Origin of the sequence: Paraburkholderia sp., from assembly GCF_026225065.1 — a bacterium.
In the GTDB taxonomy this organism is placed as follows: domain Bacteria; phylum Pseudomonadota; class Gammaproteobacteria; order Burkholderiales; family Burkholderiaceae; genus Paraburkholderia.
The window spans coordinates 14,866-31,410 of the sequence record NZ_JAMFSB010000174.1 but is presented as its reverse complement, the minus strand read 5'-3'; the positions used below and the strand labels follow the sequence as shown (position 1 = coordinate 31,410).

At 63.3% G+C, this 16,545-nt stretch carries 15 protein-coding genes; 3 read left to right on the top strand and 12 right to left on the bottom strand.

Going from position 1 to position 16,545, the window contains the following annotated elements; translation table 11 throughout:
* The first annotated feature begins 171 nt into the window (after nucleotides 1-171).
* Complete coding sequence (locus tag M0954_RS12885; RefSeq protein WP_297353611.1) at nucleotides 172-630, top strand: HU family DNA-binding protein; 459 nt, start codon at nucleotides 172-174, stop codon at nucleotides 628-630.
* Nucleotides 631-2,133: 1,503 nt separating this feature from the next.
* Here M0954_RS12885 and M0954_RS12880 read toward each other — a convergent pair.
* Complete coding sequence (locus tag M0954_RS12880; protein ID WP_297353609.1) at nucleotides 2,134-2,787, bottom strand: DUF6708 domain-containing protein; 654 nt, start codon at nucleotides 2,785-2,787, stop codon at nucleotides 2,134-2,136.
* 130 nt (nucleotides 2,788-2,917) lie between these two features.
* Here M0954_RS12880 and ubiA point away from each other — a divergent pair, with 130 nt between their 5' ends.
* Nucleotides 2,918-3,781, top strand: coding sequence for a 4-hydroxybenzoate octaprenyltransferase (ubiA, locus tag M0954_RS12875; protein ID WP_297353607.1), 864 nt, complete (start codon nucleotides 2,918-2,920; stop codon nucleotides 3,779-3,781).
* 3 nt (nucleotides 3,782-3,784) lie between these two features.
* On the opposite strand, the gene proC is transcribed toward ubiA, so the two are convergent.
* The 6 genes from proC to M0954_RS12845 all read right to left on the bottom strand — a co-directional run bounded on the left by proC (nucleotide 3,785) and on the right by M0954_RS12845 (nucleotide 10,910).
* Nucleotides 3,785-4,600, bottom strand: coding sequence for a pyrroline-5-carboxylate reductase (proC, locus tag M0954_RS12870; protein ID WP_297353605.1), 816 nt, complete (start codon nucleotides 4,598-4,600; stop codon nucleotides 3,785-3,787).
* A gap of 16 nt (nucleotides 4,601-4,616) precedes the next feature.
* On the bottom strand, nucleotides 4,617-5,315 hold the full coding sequence (locus tag M0954_RS12865) for a YggS family pyridoxal phosphate-dependent enzyme (RefSeq protein WP_297353603.1): 699 nt from the start codon (nucleotides 5,313-5,315) through the stop codon (nucleotides 4,617-4,619).
* Between the two features lie 71 nt (nucleotides 5,316-5,386).
* On the bottom strand, nucleotides 5,387-6,613 hold the full coding sequence (gene glcF / locus M0954_RS12860) for a glycolate oxidase subunit GlcF (RefSeq protein ID WP_297353601.1): 1,227 nt from the start codon (nucleotides 6,611-6,613) through the stop codon (nucleotides 5,387-5,389).
* 7 nt (nucleotides 6,614-6,620) lie between these two features.
* Nucleotides 6,621-7,709, bottom strand: a complete 1,089-nt coding sequence (gene glcE, locus M0954_RS12855; RefSeq protein WP_123384810.1) for a glycolate oxidase subunit GlcE — start codon at nucleotides 7,707-7,709, stop codon at nucleotides 6,621-6,623.
* A gap of 191 nt (nucleotides 7,710-7,900) precedes the next feature.
* On the bottom strand, nucleotides 7,901-9,394 hold the full coding sequence (locus tag M0954_RS12850) for an FAD-linked oxidase C-terminal domain-containing protein (RefSeq protein ID WP_123384809.1): 1,494 nt from the start codon (nucleotides 9,392-9,394) through the stop codon (nucleotides 7,901-7,903).
* A gap of 100 nt (nucleotides 9,395-9,494) precedes the next feature.
* Complete coding sequence (locus M0954_RS12845; RefSeq protein ID WP_297353599.1) at nucleotides 9,495-10,910, bottom strand: FAD-linked oxidase C-terminal domain-containing protein; 1,416 nt, start codon at nucleotides 10,908-10,910, stop codon at nucleotides 9,495-9,497.
* 185 nt (nucleotides 10,911-11,095) lie between these two features.
* On the opposite strand from M0954_RS12845, the gene M0954_RS12840 reads away from it, so the two are divergent.
* Nucleotides 11,096-11,650 carry a cob(I)yrinic acid a,c-diamide adenosyltransferase gene (locus tag M0954_RS12840; protein WP_297353597.1) on the top strand — a complete coding sequence of 185 codons (555 nt, stop codon included), beginning with the start codon at nucleotides 11,096-11,098 and terminating at the stop codon, nucleotides 11,648-11,650.
* Nucleotides 11,651-11,712: 62 nt separating this feature from the next.
* Here the strand turns inward: M0954_RS12840 and M0954_RS12835 are convergent, their stop codons facing one another.
* The 5 genes from M0954_RS12835 to M0954_RS12815 all read right to left on the bottom strand — a co-directional run bounded on the left by M0954_RS12835 (nucleotide 11,713) and on the right by M0954_RS12815 (nucleotide 16,422).
* A complete protein-coding gene (locus M0954_RS12835) occupies nucleotides 11,713-12,045 on the bottom strand; it encodes an XRE family transcriptional regulator (protein ID WP_297353595.1) in 333 nt (110 codons plus the stop codon).
* Nucleotides 12,042-12,386 (bottom strand): type II toxin-antitoxin system RelE/ParE family toxin, encoded by a 345-nt coding sequence (locus M0954_RS12830; RefSeq protein ID WP_297353593.1) that lies wholly within the window; start codon nucleotides 12,384-12,386, stop codon nucleotides 12,042-12,044. Before M0954_RS12830 ends, M0954_RS12835 begins: the two co-directional genes overlap by 4 nt.
* A gap of 234 nt (nucleotides 12,387-12,620) precedes the next feature.
* Nucleotides 12,621-13,694 carry a 3-deoxy-7-phosphoheptulonate synthase AroG gene (gene aroG, locus M0954_RS12825; protein WP_297353591.1) on the bottom strand — a complete coding sequence of 358 codons (1,074 nt, stop codon included), beginning with the start codon at nucleotides 13,692-13,694 and terminating at the stop codon, nucleotides 12,621-12,623.
* Nucleotides 13,695-14,015: 321 nt separating this feature from the next.
* Nucleotides 14,016-15,482: a metalloprotease TldD gene (gene tldD, locus M0954_RS12820; RefSeq protein WP_297353589.1), complete on the bottom strand. Its 1,467-nt coding sequence runs from the start codon at nucleotides 15,480-15,482 to the stop codon at nucleotides 14,016-14,018.
* Nucleotides 15,483-15,579: 97 nt separating this feature from the next.
* Complete coding sequence (locus tag M0954_RS12815) at nucleotides 15,580-16,422, bottom strand: carbon-nitrogen hydrolase family protein (protein WP_297353587.1); 843 nt, start codon at nucleotides 16,420-16,422, stop codon at nucleotides 15,580-15,582.
* Nucleotides 16,423-16,545: the final 123 nt, after the last annotated feature.

Sequence of the window (16,545 nt, the reverse complement as noted above, 5' to 3'; positions counted from 1 at the left end):
CTTTTGCGTCATCCCGGCGCAAAACCCCTTGTTTTAGGGCCTCGCCCGTTGCAGATTCACATCCGTGTTGCTACGCTGGCGTCAGCCTGAGGATTTGGACCTTTGCGTATTGTCGGTGACTACGCAAAGGCAAAGGTCTCGGGCCAACCTTTGACCAATGACGAGGAATCTATGGCAACCACAAGTGCAACGAAAGCTGCAGCAAAACCGGCTCCGAAGAAAGCTGTAACGCCGGTCGAGAAAAAGGCAAAAGCGCCGACAGCGAAGAAGGCGGCGACTCCTGCCACGAAGAAGGCGGTCGCTGCAACGCCGCTGAAGCCCATCAAGGATTCGTTCACGAAGGCTTCGCTCGCCACCCATCTTGCCGAGCGCGCAGGTGTCGAGCCGAAAGCGGCGAAGGCTTTGATGGTCGCTCTGGAAGAAACGGTGCTCGCGTCGGTCCACAAGAAGGGCGCGAAGGAGTTCACACTGCCGGGTCTGCTGAAGGTTGTTGCTCAGGACGTGCCGGCAAAGAAGAAGCGCTTCGGCAAGGACCCGTTCACGGGTCAAGACAAGTGGTTTGCCGCGAAACCCGCTTCGGTGCGTCTGAAAGTGCGCCCGCTGAAGAAGCTGAAAGAGGCCGCTCTCTAAACCGGGCCGCCGGAAAGGAAGCCCTTCGCGACGGAAGTCTGAGGGGCTTTTTTGGTTCTATGCCTGAGACGCAGGGGGCCTTCATGTAATCTGCCTACTCGAGATGAGCCGGACGATATCTGCAAGAACGGCGCACAAGCAACATCGTCCTTTCACGAGGCAAGAAGCTAAGGGTCGGTCTTCACGAGAAATTGAGGGGGGACATCGGTGAGCATCGTCGGCCGCCGCTCATCATCCTGAGGAAATTCCACGGTGAGAAGACCGGTGGCCTTCGAGGAAGACACAACCTCACCGACCCTACCTACATACAAGGTCGCAGACCGGTTGTCCAGTTCACCGAGCCGCTCGTCGCTCAGTCGCACCCGGGTTCCTTTCCTGATTTCTCCCATTCTGCCTCCATCTGGTTCGGAAACGGTGGGACGCTCAGGAACGACAAAGGTTCGACCGAACGATACCAGTGTTCGAAACGCACGTTCTACCTCGAGGACGAGCAACCGCCGCGCGCCTAGGCGCTCCGGCGTAATGGCCGCCGACAGAGCCGGAACAGGGAGCTCGCTGAGAACCTTGCTGGGGCAGAACGGTAGTCATCGCCTTTCCCCTTGGAGCTGACCGTGTTCACGAGTGGCCTCGCGCGCTCTAACAGGTGCTAATTGATGGTGCGAACGGCCATTTATTTGCCATGTCCGCCACCAGCAGCTCCTCCAGCAGCGCCGCCAGCAGTGCCGCCGTGACCCATGCCTCCACTGGGAGACGCGCTGCCGGGCAACGCGCTGCCACCACCAGCGCCGCCAACTCCGCCTCCAGCGGCGTGGGCGCTTGGATTGCCGGACACGCCCTTGCCGGGGTGCATGCCGTCGGGGCCATGAGGCCCCTGGTCCGGCCGGCGAATCCGGGAACCGCCGCCATCGTTTACCGGCGGGCAGTTCATCGAGCTGTCCGCGGGGCTGCAGACAACTTGCGCGAAGGCCACACCCGGAGCTACCAACGGCGCAGCTAGGGCGGCCAGGACCGTTAACTTCGTAAGTAATCTGGGCATGATGTTTCCCTCCCTTTAAATGCTTAAACGGCCGCCGACGCATGAATATTCCACCGCGCAGGGAGTCGGCGATTCGGCGGCGTCGGTCATAAGTGCTTTTCAGAGGCGGCACGGAGACTTCCATGTTGACCGGGCGCCGCCGCTAGGAACCTCACCCGCAAGGTCGGTGCCCGGTGCGACAGCCGGCCCAAAAGAGTCGACCTGTCAGCGCGACGCCCGTTGAAAAGACGGAGGCACGCAATCGCGCTGGAGTTGGACGGCCTAATGCTGCGAGTGGGTGTAGCTCGAGGGGAGAGGCACAGTCGGAATGCGGACCTGCCGGTAATCTGTCGTGGGTTCATGAGACCACTTGGAAGGCGAGGAGCGAGGCGCGGCGAGATGGAGAGGCACAGCCGGCAGAACGGGGTGTTAGCTAGTCCGCCGTCGCGGGTTGCCACCCCGTCTGCATCTGGAAGGAAGTGTCCGGCTCACACGCCAGCGAGCGAAGCACGACCTGTGTCCAGGTCGGCCGGCCAGGTGGGCTCGCGACTGGTGCGCATACCGATGTAATGCAGGATGGCCGTGAGCGTGGCGAACGGCGACAGTCCCCGGGCGAGCGCGGTCGCCGCCACATTGCCCTCTGCGAGCAGTTTTCTGTTCGTGCGTTGCCACAACCGGTAGCTGTTACGGAACGAGACTTCGGTCGGAACCAGCTCAGGTGCCGGCACCGCGGACGGGCCGCCATCCATGTACCGGCGGACGTATTCGAACTGGTCGTTCAGGTCGTGAACTATCTGGCGACCGTTCTCCGTCGTCTCGTCGTCAATGGTGCAGACCGTGCGACCGAACGAAAACGACTGGCTCACGCGCCCCTGGTCATCGAGCACGTGACAGCGCAGCCCATACGGTGTACTCCGGGAAATCGGGTCCTTCGGGCGCTGCTCGATGAAAAAGAACGCCTTGTCCCAAGGGACTGAAATGACACCTTTCGCGCCCACCCCCCGGTAGGCGTGCACCATGCGCGTCTGGCGATTGAACCGGATGGGAATGCGCGTCCAGGTGAACATCTCCTGGCGAAAGCCCCATAGCGACACGAGAATGATGCCGAATCCAAAGAGCATGAAGACAACGACGAAAGCCATTGCTTTGTTTTTTGTGGCCGGTCTAAAACGGCGGCTGAGACACGCCGGCGCAAGGTGGCGGGGTTCTACGGCTTCCCTCGCGCACATACCTTAAAATGTCGTCACCGCCCGCACTTGACGACGCCTGCCCATGTTCGCCCGACTCCCTTTGTATCTGCGCCTCGTCCGCCTGGACAAGCCGATCGGCAGCCTGCTGCTGCTGTGGCCGACGCTCAACGCGCTGTGGATTGCGTCGGACGGGCACCCGCCGTTGTCGTTGCTGGTGATCTTCGCGCTCGGCACGGTGTTGATGCGCTCGGCTGGCTGCGCGATCAACGACTACGCCGACCGCGATTTCGACCGCTATGTGAAGCGTACCGAGAACCGTCCAATCACCTCGGGCAAGATCAAGGCGTGGGAGGCCGTGGTGCTCGCGGTAGTGCTCGCGCTCCTGTCGTTTCTTCTGATCTTGCCGCTCAATACGCTGACCAAGGAACTGTCGGTGGCGGCGCTATTCATCGCAGGTTCGTATCCGTTCACCAAGCGTTTCTTTGCGATCCCTCAGGCGTACCTGGGTATCGCGTTCGGGTTCGGCATTCCGATGGCGTTTGCCGCCGTGCAGGACCACGTGCCGACGCTTGCCTGGCTGATGCTGCTGGCTAATGTGTTCTGGTCGGTGGCCTACGACACCGAATACGCGATGGTCGACCGCGACGACGACATCAAGATCGGCATTCGCACCTCGGCGCTGACCTTCGGCCGTTACGACGTTTTCGCGATCATGCTGTGCTATGCGCTGACGCTCGGGATTTATATCTGGATTGGTCTCACGCTTGGTTTTGGCTGGTTGTACTGGCTCGGCTGGGCTGCTGCTGCAGGCTGCGTGATCTATCACTACACGCTGATTCGCGACCGTGACCGCATGGCGTGCTTTGCGGCCTTCCGTCATAACAACTGGCTAGGTGGGGCGCTATTCGCGGGGATTGCCGCGCACTACGCTGCGGCTTCGTTCTGAGCTTCAGTGCTTGCCGAACTCGTCGCCCATTTCCTTGGCGCGTGCGTCGGCCGCCAGCACGCCGCGCACGATTGCATCCTTGATCCCACTCGCGTCAAACGAGGCGAGCGCCGCAGCCGTTGTGCCGCCTTTTGACGTCACCCGTTCACGCAACACGCCCGGCGGCTCGTCGGACTGGGCCGCCAGTTGCGCCGCGCCGGTGAAGGTCGCAACAGCCAGCGCCCGGCTTTGCGCTTCGTCCATGCCGAGCTGGCGCGCGGCTTCCTGCAACGCTTCGATGAAGTAGAACACGTAGGCCGGCCCGCTACCCGAGATGGCGGTCACGGCGTCGATCTTCGCTTCGTCGTCGAACCAGACGGTCCCGCCCACGGCGCCCAGCACCTGGGTCGCCAGTTCGCGATCTGCAGCGTCGACGCTGCCAGTCGCCGTCAGACCCGCCACACCCATGCCGATCAGCGCCGGCGTATTGGGCATCACACGCACAATGCGTTGATGGCCGTTGAGCCAGCGAGACATATCGGCGGTGCGAATCCCGGCCACGATGCTGATGACCACCTGCGTAGCGCCCAGATATGGCGCTAGGCCTTCAGCCACGGCCTTGAGAACCTGCGGCTTCACGGCCAGCACGATTGCGTCGAACGGCCCGAGTGCGGCATCCGCGGCTGCGCCCGTGCGAATGCCGAATTGCTGCTCGTTGCGTTTGCGCGCTTCTTCGTTGGGGTCGATCGCGTAAAGATCGGTTGGCGCGACGCCATGCTTGATCAGACCGCCGATGATTGCAGCGGCCATATTGCCGCCGCCGATGAAGGCAATTTTCATGATGTTCCGGGATGGTTCAGTGAGAGTAGTCGCGGGCGCCGAAGATCGCCGTACCGACGCGCACGATGGTTGCGCCTTCGAGCACCGCCGCTTCGAGATCGCTCGACATGCCCATCGACAGCGTGTCCAGTTCGAGCCCATCGGCACGTAGCTGCTCGAAGAGCTCGCGCAACTGGCGATGCGGTACCCGTTGAGCGTCGATGGTTTCGGCCGGCTCGGGAATCGACATCAGTCCGCGCAAGCGCAGTTGCGGCAGCGCGGCGATCGCGTGTGCAACCTCGGCGGCTTCTGCCGGGCTCACGCCGGCCTTCGATGCTTCACCGCTCACGTTCACCTGCAGACAGACGTTGAGCGGCGGCAAATGAGCAGGGCGCTGTTCGGCGAGCCGCTGCGCAATCTTCAGGCGATCGACCGAATGCACCCAGTCGAAATTTTCCGCGACCGGGCGGCTCTTGTTCGATTGCAGCGGCCCGATGAAATGCCACTCGAGCGAAGCGCGCAGGTCGGCCAGCGTTTCGATTTTCGTCAACGCCTCCTGCACGTAGTTCTCGCCGAACGCATGTTGGCCTGCCGCATGGGCGGCGCGGACATCTTCGGCGGGAAACGTCTTCGAAACCGCGAGCAGCGTGACCGAGCGCGGGTCGCGCGAGGCGAGTTGTGCGGCCAGCGCGATGCGCTGCTGAACGGCGGCGAGGCTGTGGTCGAGATCGGGCATGAGACGTCAGAAGAAATCTGCGCGGAGGCGATGTACCCGATTATACGGACCCGCGCTCCCCACTTTGCCCCTCACGCGTACAGCATGTGCTCGACCAGTTCGATCCAGTGCGCCACCGGCGTCGACGTGCCGCTTTGCAGATGGGCGATACAGCCGACGTTAGCCGATACGATCACCTGTGGCTCCTGCGCCTGCAATTTTTCGAGCTTCTGGTCGCGCAACGCGTACGATAGCGCCGGTTGCGTCAGCGAATACGTGCCCGCTGAGCCGCAGCACAGATGGCTGTCGACCGGCAGCCGCACTTCGATACCGAGCGCCGTGAGAAGGTGTTCGACGTTCCCGCGCAACTGCTGACCGTGCTGCAGTGTGCAGGGCGGGTGGAACGCCACGGTATGCACCGAGCGGCGGCGCGTCACCGCAACAAGCGCTTCCTCGAACTCGGGCAGGACCTCGGAGATATCGCGCGTCATCTCCGTGATGCGCTGTGCTTTCTCGGCATACACCGGATCGTCGCGCAGCAGATGTCCGTATTCCTTGACGGTCGCACCGCACCCGGAGGCGTTCATCACGATCGCCTCCGTGCCTTGCTCGACGTACGGCCACCAGGCGTCGATATTGGCGCGGATATCGTCTAGTGCTTCGTCGTTGTAGCCGAGATGCAGACGAATCGCGCCACAGCAGCCGGCTTCCGGGGCCACGATCGTCTCCACGCCGAGCGCATCGAGTACGCGTGCCGTGGCGATATTGACGTTCGGCATCATCGATGGCTGCACGCATCCTGCGAGCATCAGCATCTTGCGCGCGTGCTTCTTCGCCGGCCATTCGAGCGGACGCTGGCGCGCCGGCACCTTGTCGCGCAGCTTTTTGGGCAGGAACGCGCGCACGTGCTGGCCGAGCCGCATGGCCGGCGTGAATAGTGCGCTATTCGGCACGACGCTCGCCAGCAAGCGCCGCAGCAGCCGTTGACCGAAGGGCCGCGTGACCTTTTCTTCGGTGATCTTGCGGCCGATTTCCACCAGCCGTCCATACTGCACGCCCGACGGGCAAGTGGTCTCGCAATTGCGGCAGGTCAGACAGCGGTCCAGGTGTGTTTGCGTGCTACGCGTTACCTCCGCGCCTTCGACCATCTGCTTGATCAGATAGATGCGTCCACGCGGGCCGTCGAGCTCGTCGCCGAGCAGCTGGTAGGTGGGACAGGTGGCCGTGCAGAAGCCGCAATGCACGCACTTGCGCAGGATCGATTCTGCATCGATGCCGTCAGCGGTGTCGCGAATGAAGTCGGCGAGGTTGGTTTGCATCGCGCGCTCAGAAGTCGGGGTACAAGCGGCCGCGATTGAAAATGCGGGCTGGGTCGAAAGCGGCCTTCAGGCCACGATGGATTTTCATCAACGGTGCGGGCAGCGGTGTGAACACCCCCGCACTGCGGTCGTAGTTTTGCCCGGTGCGGAAAATCGTTGCGTGGCCGCCGGCCTGTTTGGCGCTGATGCGCACGGTTTGCGCATCGGTGTCGGTAATCCACCAGCGCTGGCCGCCGCCCCATTCCATCAACTGGGCGCCGGGTAGCTGCAGCGGCTCGGTAATCGATGGCAGCGCGAGGCGCCAGAGCGCAGCCTTTGGCGCGATGGCCGCGAAGAAGGGGTCGGTTTGCTCGCGCAGACCGGCCCAGAAACGTTCGGCCTCGACCGCGTCGACCACTTCGCCGCCGAGCGCCGAGCGCGCCGATTTGACCGCCGCTTCGGCGCCGCCGAGGCGCACGGCGAGCGTGCCATGGCGCCAGGCGCTGGCCGTGATCGGCAGCGGGCGGCCGCCCCACTCGTTGAGCTTGCGGACCGCGTCGGTGCCATTCATGTCGAACTTGAGGGTGGCTTCGGCCTGCTGCAGCGGCAGCACCTTGATCGATAGTTCGAGGATCAGTCCAAGCGTGCCGAGTGAGCCCGCCAGCAGCCGCGACACGTCGTAGCCGGCCACGTTCTTCACTACCTGGCCGCCGAAGTGCAGCACCTGGCCCTGGCCGTTCATGATGACCGCGCCCAGCACGAAGTCGCGTGGGGCGCCGGTCGATGGACGGCGCGGCCCGGCGATCCCGGCCGCAATGCAGCCGCCCAAGGTGGCGCTGGGGCCGAAATGGGGCGGCTCGAAGGGCAGCATCTGGGCGTGGTCGGCCAGCGCGGCCTCGATTTCCAGCAATGGCGTGCCGGCGCGCGCCGTGATGACCAGTTCGGCCGGGTCATAAGCAATGATGCCGCGATGCGCACGCGTGTCGAGGATGTCTCCCTCCAGCGTCTGCCCGTACCAGTCCTTGGTGCCACCGCCGCGAATGCGTAGCGGCCGGCCTTCGGCGGTGGCCGAACGGATACGTTCGGACCATGCGGCGACGGTGTCGTCCTCTTCCATGTTGTCCTGCGTCGTTGTGTTTTGCTCGATTGTACCGGGCGGGGACCGACTGACAACCCGGAGCGGACCCCTAGCGGTTGTCCGGAGGCGGGGTCCGAATGGCGAGCAGGGCGGCCTGCGGGAGCGGTGTGTTCGTGTCCGTGTCCGCTCGCCGCGCCTTCCGCGCTCGCCGATGGCGTCTGCCGGAAGCCCTAAAACCGCGGCAGGTCCGGATGCGGCAGTAATCCGCCGCGAACATGCATCTTGCCGTATTCGGCGCAGCGGGCCCGCGTCGGGATGCCTTTGTCAGGGTTCAGCAGGCCGGGCGGGTCGAAAGCCCGCTTGACCGCATGGAACGCATCGCGCTCCTCGGGTGAGAACTGCACGCACATCGAATTGATTTTTTCTATGCCCACGCCATGCTCGCCCGTCACGGTCCCGCCCAGTTCGACGCAGGTCTCGAGGATATCGCTGCCGAACGCCTCGGCCCGGTGCCACTCGTCCATATCGTTGCCGTTGAACAGGATCAGCGGGTGCATGTTGCCGTCGCCGGCATGGAAAACGTTCATGCAGCGCAACTGATACTTTTTCTCCATCGCTTCGATGCGTGCGAGCAACGGCCCGATACTGCGGCGCGGCACGGTGCCGTCCATGCAGTAGTAATCGGGCGAAATGCGGCCCGCGGCCGGGAACGCATTCTTGCGTCCGGACCAAAAGCGCAGACGTTCCTGCTCGGAGCGGGAGATCTGGATGCGCGTCGCGCCCTGTTCGCGCAGCACGGCCGTCATGCGGACGATTTCGTCGGCCACTTCTTCAGTCGTGCCGTCCGATTCGCATAGGAGAATCGCGGCAGCGTCCAGGTCGTATCCGGCCTTGACGAACTCCTCGACGGCGCGCGTCGCGGGTTTGTCCATCATTTCCAGTCCGGCCGGAATGATGCCCGCTGCGATGATGCCGGCGACCGCATCGCCGCCTTTCACCACGTCGTCGAAACTCGCCATGATGACCTGTGCGGTCTGCGGCTTGGGGATCAGCTTGACGGTGATTTCGGTGACGATGGCGAACATGCCTTCGCTGCCGATCATCACGGCCAGCAGATCGAGCCCCGGCGCATCGGGCGCGAGTGAGCCGAACTCGACCACTTCGCCTTCCATCGTAACGGCCCGCACGCGCAGGACGTTGTGCACGGTGAGACCGTACTTGAGGCAATGGACCCCGCCGGAATTTTCCGAAACGTTGCCGCCGATCGTGCAGGCGATCTGCGAAGAAGGATCGGGTGCGTAGTAGAGCCCGTAGGGCGCAGCCGCCTCGGAGATGGCGAGGTTGCGCACGCCCGGCTGAACGGTCGCGGTGCGCGCGTACGAGTCCACTTCCACGATTTTCCGGAAGCGTGCCAGCGATACCACCACGCCGTGGCGGATCGGCATGGCGCCGCCCGACAGCCCCGTGCCGGCGCCGCGCGGGACGATGGGCACGTCGAGCCGGTGGCAGATCTGCACGATCCGCTGCACCTGCGATTCGGTTTCCGGCAACGCCACAGCGAGCGGCAGCCGGCGGTATGCCGCAAGGCCGTCGCACTCGTAGGCGACGGTGTCTTCCTCGCGATACAGCAGACAATGGGTCGGCAGCACGGCCATCAGTGCCTGCACGACCTCGCGTTGGCGCTGCGCGAGCACTTCAGCCGACAGCTCGGCGGGTGCATTCATGTTTCCTCTCCTCGTACTCCGGTGCGCCGGGCGCGCGGGTTTGCCGCGCGAGGTATTTCAGGTGCCAGCGGGGCGGCCTATGGGGTGACCTATCGGTGCCCTAAGCGGCCCACGCGAAAATCTTGCCGGGATTCATGAGGTTACGCGGGTCGAGTGCGTGCTTGATCGAACGCATGGTATCGACGGCGACCTCACCGTGCTCTTCCAGCAGGAAGCCCATCTTGTGCAACCCGACCCCGTGTTCGCCCGTGCAGGTGCCGTCCATCCGCAGCGCGCGCTGCACGATGCGCTGGTTGAGCCGCTCGGCTTCCGCGAGCTCTTCGGGCTTGGTCGGGTCGATCAGGATAGCGACGTGGAAATTGCCGTCACCCACATGACCGACGATCGGGCAGGGCAGCGGCGAGGCCAGCAGGTCCTGCTCCGTTTCGACCACGCATTCCGCGAGCCGCGAGATTGGCACGCAGACGTCGGTGGTGACTGCGCGGCAGCCCGGCTTCAGCTGCAACATCGCGAAGTAGGCGTTGTGCCGGGCGTTCCACAGACGGCTGCGGTCTTCCGGACGGGTGGCCCATTCGAAGCCTTCACCAGCGTTCTGCGCGGTGATTTCCTGCACCGTTTCCGCCTGTTCCTTTACGCCGGACTCGGTGCCGTGGAATTCGAAGAAGAGCGTGGGCGCCTCGCGCAGCGTGAGGTTCGAGTGGCGGTTGATCGAGCGGATGGCGAGCGAGTCCACGAACTCCACGCGTGCAATCGGCACACCCATCTGGATGGTCTCGATGACGGCGCGCACGGCATCGCCCATCGAAGGAAACGTGCATACCGCTGCCGAGACGGCCTCCGGTTGCGGATAAAGCCGCAAGGTGATTTCGGTGATGACGCCGAGCGTGCCTTCCGAGCCGACAAAGAGGCGCGTCAGGTCGTACCCGGCCGCCGACTTGCGTGCCCGCGTGCCGGTCTTGATGAGACGGCCGTCCGCCAGCACGACGGTGAGGCCGAGCACGTTCTCGCGCATCGTGCCGTAGCGCACAGCGTTGGTACCCGATGCACGCGTCGCCGACATGCCGCCGATGCTGGCATCCGCGCCGGGATCGATCGGGAAAAACAGGCCTGTGTCGCGCAGCGCCTCGTTCAGTTGTTTGCGTGAAATGCCCGGCTCGACGGTGACGGTGAGGTCTTCTGCGTTAATCGACAGGACCTTGTTCATCTCCGACAGGTCGATCGACACGCCGCCCTGTACTGCCAGCAGATGCCCTTCCAGCGACGACCCGTTGCCGTAGGGAATGATCGGCACACCATGTTGGCCGCATAATCTGACGATGGCCTGCACCTCTTCCGTATTGCGCGCGAATACTACGGCGTCAGGCAATTGCGGATCGAACGGCGATTCGTCACGGCCATGATGGGCGCGCACGGCTTCGGCGATCGAAACCCGCTCGCCAAAGGCAGATTTGAGCGAAGTGAGGAGTTCAGCGGGGAAGGGGCGGCGCAACGGTGCCGGCGGCGCGGGATGATTCACACGTGTCTCCTGATGACGGGCTTGGCGTCTGTAGCTTCTGATTCATTTTACGCCGAACGCCGGGCTTTACGCCGAACCGCGGCGCCTCGCCGGCTAGCCGAACCTATAATGGCCGCGACATCGGGACCCGGCATCGGGCAGGCAGCTACGAGAAGGCATCCCACACTGAAAGGACGGCGCATATCATGGGTCACCGCTTGAGCAAGATTGCCACCCGGACGGGCGACGACGGCACCACGGGGCTCGGCGACGGCCGCCGTGTCCGCAAGGACGACGCGCGAATCACAGCCATTGGCGAGGTGGATGAGCTGAACTCGAATCTCGGCGTGTTGCTGTGCGAAACCCTGCCTGAGAACGTGCGCTCGGCGCTGACCGCCATCCAGCACGACCTGTTCGACCTGGGCGGCGAGCTCTGCATTCCGGGCCATACGATAATCACGGACAAGCACCTGGCCCGGCTCGACGGCTGGCTTGATGCCTACAACGCGACATTACCGCCGCTGAAGGAATTCATCTTGCCTGGCGGCTCGCGTTCAGCGGCGCTCGCGCATGTCTGCCGGACGGTGTGCCGCCGCGCCGAACGTGCCATCGTGGCGCTCGGCCAGAACGACGCGATTAATGCTGCGCCTCGTCAATATGTGAACCGCCTGTCCGATCTGCTGTTTGTGCTGGCGCGCGTGTTGAATCGCGTGGATGGCGGTAGCGACGTGCTCTGGCAGCACGAGCGCGGCGCGAAGTAAGCAGCCCGGACGCAGCGATATAAGCCGCGCAACGCAAGCAGCGAAGAGAGGTGCGAAGCGCCTTAGCCGATCTCCAGCGTGACCGGCTTGCCGATCCGGCTCATCATTTCGACCAGCGTGTCGATGGTGAATTTGGTGGTCTTCTTGTTCACCACGTCCGACACGCGCGGGCGCGACACCATCAGGATCTCGGCGGCTTCGGCCTGCTTCAGGTGGTGTTCGTCGATCCATGTAGACAGTTCGGTCATCAACTGTTCCTTGAGGAGCCGCGTGTCGTTGATCTCTTTCTGCGATACAGCGTGCAGCCGTGCAGCCTCCTCAGCGGGGAAACCCAGCTCGAGGAACAGGTTTGCACCCGGCTTCGTCACATGACGGATTTTGGTGTCGATGGTCATTGGTATGTCCTTGTCTCGTTGAACACTGCGCGATAGCGCGCCTCAGCAATAGCCCGGTCGTGCCGGCTCGTGACCTGGCTCTGTTTCTGGAAGCAGTGCAGCACATAGATGGCCTCCACGAACTTCGTCACGTACATCACCCGGTAAATACCGTTGGCTTCATTGATACGGATTTCACGCGTACCGGAGCCGACGGCGGCAAACGGTTTCCAGTCGTCGGGTTCAAGCCCTGCCTGGACTTTACTGAGTTGGAAACCGGCCTTCCGGCGTGCCTCGTCGGGAAAGGCCAATAAATCGCCAAAGCTTGAACCCACCCAGCGAATTTCTTTGTCCCACTGCATGTACGCCCTCACGTATAAAATTATATACCTGTCACCCAGAAGCAGCAAGATGCATCTGCTTCCACCATGGGTAGTGACAGTACAAGGACGTGACGCGGACGAACATTCAGCCGAATGGCCAGTGCAAAGGGAAACGGCCCGACCGACGTAAGCCGGTTGGGCCGTTTTGGCAGGTAGGCGATCGCGCTTGCGACCGTGCTAATGCATGCAGGCGAGCATGTAGACGCTTTCCGCTTAATTCCCGCTGCCGCGCGCGACGCGGCGCTGCTTGACCGCTTCGGCGAGGCCTTCCAGAACGCCGAGGCTTTCGTCCCAGCCGATGCAGGCATCGGTCACGCTCTGGCCGTAGGTCAGCTCGCAGCCGTCCTTCAGGTCCTGGCGGCCGGCCACCAGATGCGATTCCACCATCACGCCGATGATCCGCTCGTCGCCGCCGGCGATCTGGCGGCCGATGTCCGCGCACACTGGAATCTGGTTCTCGTGCTTCTTCGAGCTATTGGCGTGGCTCGCGTCGATCATCAGACGCGCCGCGAGGCCTGCCTTGCCGATATCGGCGCAGGCGGCGTTCACGCTGTCAGCGTCGTAGTTCGGCGTCTTGCCGCCGCGCAGGATGATGTGGCAGTCCTCATTGCCGGCCGTCGAGACGATCGCGGAGTGACCGCCCTTCGTCACCGACAGGAAATGGTGCGGTTGCGACGCGGCCTTGATGGCGTCGACGGCGATCTTCACATTGCCATCGGTGCCGTTCTTGAAGCCCACTGGACATGACAGGCCGGAGGCCAGTTCGCGATGCACCTGCGACTCGGTCGTGCGCGCGCCGATTGCGCCCCACGAGATCAGGTCGGCGATGTATTGCGGGCTGATCATGTCGAGGTATTCGGTGCCGGCCGGCAGGCCGAGTTCGTTGATGCGCAGCAACAGTTCGCGCGCGGTGCGCAGACCGTCGTTGATCTTGAAGCTGTTGTCCATGTGCGGGTCGTTGATGAGACCCTTCCAGCCCACCGTCGTACGCGGCTTTTCGAAGTACACGCGCATCACGATCTCGAGCTCGCCCGCGAAGCGCTTGCGCTGTTCGACCAGACGTCCTGCGTATTCGAGCGCGGCCTTGGTGTCGTGGATCGAGCACGGTCCGATGATGACAATCAGACGATCTTCCATGCCGTGCAGGATACGGTGCATCGACTGGCGCGAATGGTAGATCAGGTTCGACACTGACTCTTCGCAGGCGAATTCGCGGATCAGATGGGCGGGCGGCGTGAGTTCTTTCAATTCTCGAATTCGGACATCGTCAGTGTTGTGTGGGGGCATGGTTGTTCTCCAGGATTCAATTCGTAGCGTGCGTTTTGTATTCGCTCGGGGCGAAAAAAAACCGCCAGACTCGCTGGCGGTTTTTCGGGAATTTCGGGTGCCTTACGTGCACTAACACCCCTCTCGATCCGCCAGCGGTCTGAGATGCCAGAAAAAGTAAAAATAAAACTTGGCGGACATGGCGAAAGTAAGGTCGTGCGTCAAAAAGGGTGGATGACTTTATAACCCGGGTAGTCTCGATTGACAACCAGCAGGGGTAAAAAATGCGGACAATCCGCACACTTCATGCAAAATTTGCGTGAAGTGTGCGTTTTTAGAGGCTTAGGCGGTTCCGCCTACCGTCATCTTCTCGATGCGCAAGGTCGGCTGACCAACGCCCACCGGCACGCTCTGGCCTTCCTTGCCGCATACGCCGACGCCGGAATCCAGCGCCATATCGTTGCCAATCATGCTGACGAACTTGAGCGATTCCGGGCCGCTGCCGATCAGCGTCGCACCCTTCACCGGGTACGTCACCTTGCCGTCTTCGATCATGTAGGCCTCGGATGCCGAGAACACGAATTTGCCGTTGGTGATGTCGACCTGACCGCCCCCGAAATTCACCGCGTACAAACCGTTTTTCACCGAGGCGATGATTTCCTGCGGATCCTTGTCGCCGTTCAGCATGTAAGTGTTAGTCATGCGCGGCATTGGCAGGGCGGCGTACGACTCGCGGCGCGCGTTGCCCGTCACCGGCATCTTCATGAGCCGGGCGTTCAACGTGTCCTGAATATAGCCCTTCAGGATGCCGTCCTCGATTAGCGTGGTGCACTGGGTCGAATTGCCTTCGTCGTCGATGTTGAGCGAGCCGCGACGGTTCGGCAGCGTGCCGTCGTCGACCACCGTGACGCCCTTGGCTGCGACGCGCTCACCGATTTGTCCAGCGAACGCCGACGATCCCTTGCGGTTGAAGTCGCCTTCCAGACCGTGGCCGATCGCTTCGTGCAGCAGCACGCCGGGCCAGCCCGGTCCGAGCACGACCGTCATCGCGCCGGCCGGGGCCGGGCGGGCGTCGAGGTTGACCAGCGCGGCATGTACGGCGTCGTCGACGTACTTCGACAGCACAGCGTCAGTGAAGTAGCCGTAATCGAAGCGGCCACCGCCGCCGCCGCTGCCGATCTCGCGGCGGCCGTTCTGCTCGGCGATCACGGTAACGGAGACGCGCACGAGCGGCCGGATGTCCGCGGCGAGCACGCCGTCGCTGCGCGCCACCAGCACCACGTCATATTCGCCGGCGAGACCTGCCATCACCTGGGTGATGCGCGGATCGCGGCTGCGCGCCATCTGTTCGACGCGCTCGAGCAGCTTGACCTTGGCGGTCGCGTCGAGCGAATGCAGCGGGTCGGACGGCAGATACAGATCGCGCCCGGCAATGCCGGTCAGCGAGGGCGCCACCTTGATCTTCTGCTTGCCGCCGCCGGCTTTGGCGATCGAGCGGGTGGCGAGCGCCGCCTGGCGGATGGCCTCAGGCGACAGATCGTCCGAGTAGGCAAACGCCGTCCGGTCGCCCGAGACGGCACGCACGCCCACACCTTGATCGATGCTGAAGCTGCCAGATTTCACGATGCCTTCTTCAAGACTCCAGGCTTCGCTGCGGGTGGCCTGGAAATACAGGTCCGCGTAGTCGATGCGGTGCGTGAAGATCTCGGCGAGCGTGCGGGACAGCAGAGCTTCGTCGAGGCCATAGGGCGTGAGGAGGACGTCCTTGGCAGTGGCGAGATTACGGATACCGGGTTCGATGATGTTCATGCGAAGTGTCTTCTGCTCGATACAAAGGGGTTCGGTTGGCGCACGCGCATCACATACATGGGTGGGCGGCGTCGGACTTTCAATGTCTGGTGCAGCTTTAGCTCGTCAGTACGCGGTGACGCCAGGCCGGCAGGCTCTGCCGGACTTCGTCGATACGTGCCCGTCCGAGATTGCCGGCCGCGACGCCGGCACCTTCCTCGCGTACCGCGACGATCTCGCCCCACGGGTCGATCAGCATGCTGTGTCCCCATGTGCGGCGGCCGTTCTCGTGCTTGCCGCCTTGCGCCGCGGCGAGCACGTAACACTGGTTCTCGACGGCGCGGGCGCGCAGCAGCATTTCCCAGTGCGCGCGGCCGGTCGTGTAGGTGAAAGCGGAAGGCACCACGATCAGCGCGCAATCGCCCAGCCGCCGGTACAACTCCGGGAAACGCAAATCGTAGCAGACGGACAGGCCGACCCGTCCGAACGGCGCGTCGAAGGTGCGGACCTCGGCGCCAGGGCGGATGGTGCGCGCTTCGTCGAACGATTCGTCGCCCTTCTCGAAGTTGAACAGGTGAATTTTGTCGTAGCGGGCGACTTCCTCGCCCCGCGGGTTGAACACCAATGTCGTATTCAGGACGCGATTGGCTTCCGGTGCGGTGATCGGCAGCGTGCCGCCTATTACCCAGACGCCGTGGCGACGCGCCGCGTCTGACAGAAAGCGCTGGATCGGGCCGTCGCCATAGGGTTCGCGTACGCTGAGCTTGTCGGTGTCCTTGAAGCCCATAAAACAGAAGTATTCGGGCAGCAGGACGAGTTGCGCGCCGTCGGCGGCGGCCTCGGCGATCAGGCGTTCCGCATCGGCGAGGTTGCGCTCGCGATCCGGTGTGCTCACCATCTGCAACGCGGCGACGCGGAAGGACGGGCTAAGGGAGGGGGTGTTGGCGTGCTGTTCGCTCATGAGCGTTTCGAAAAACTCCCGGCTGGGCAACGCCGACCACAGGCGCCGCATACGTCGATCAAGGCTGTACCGCCGCTTCGCAACCGTGTCCGCTGAACCCACCGATACGGGCTCGCTGCGCCA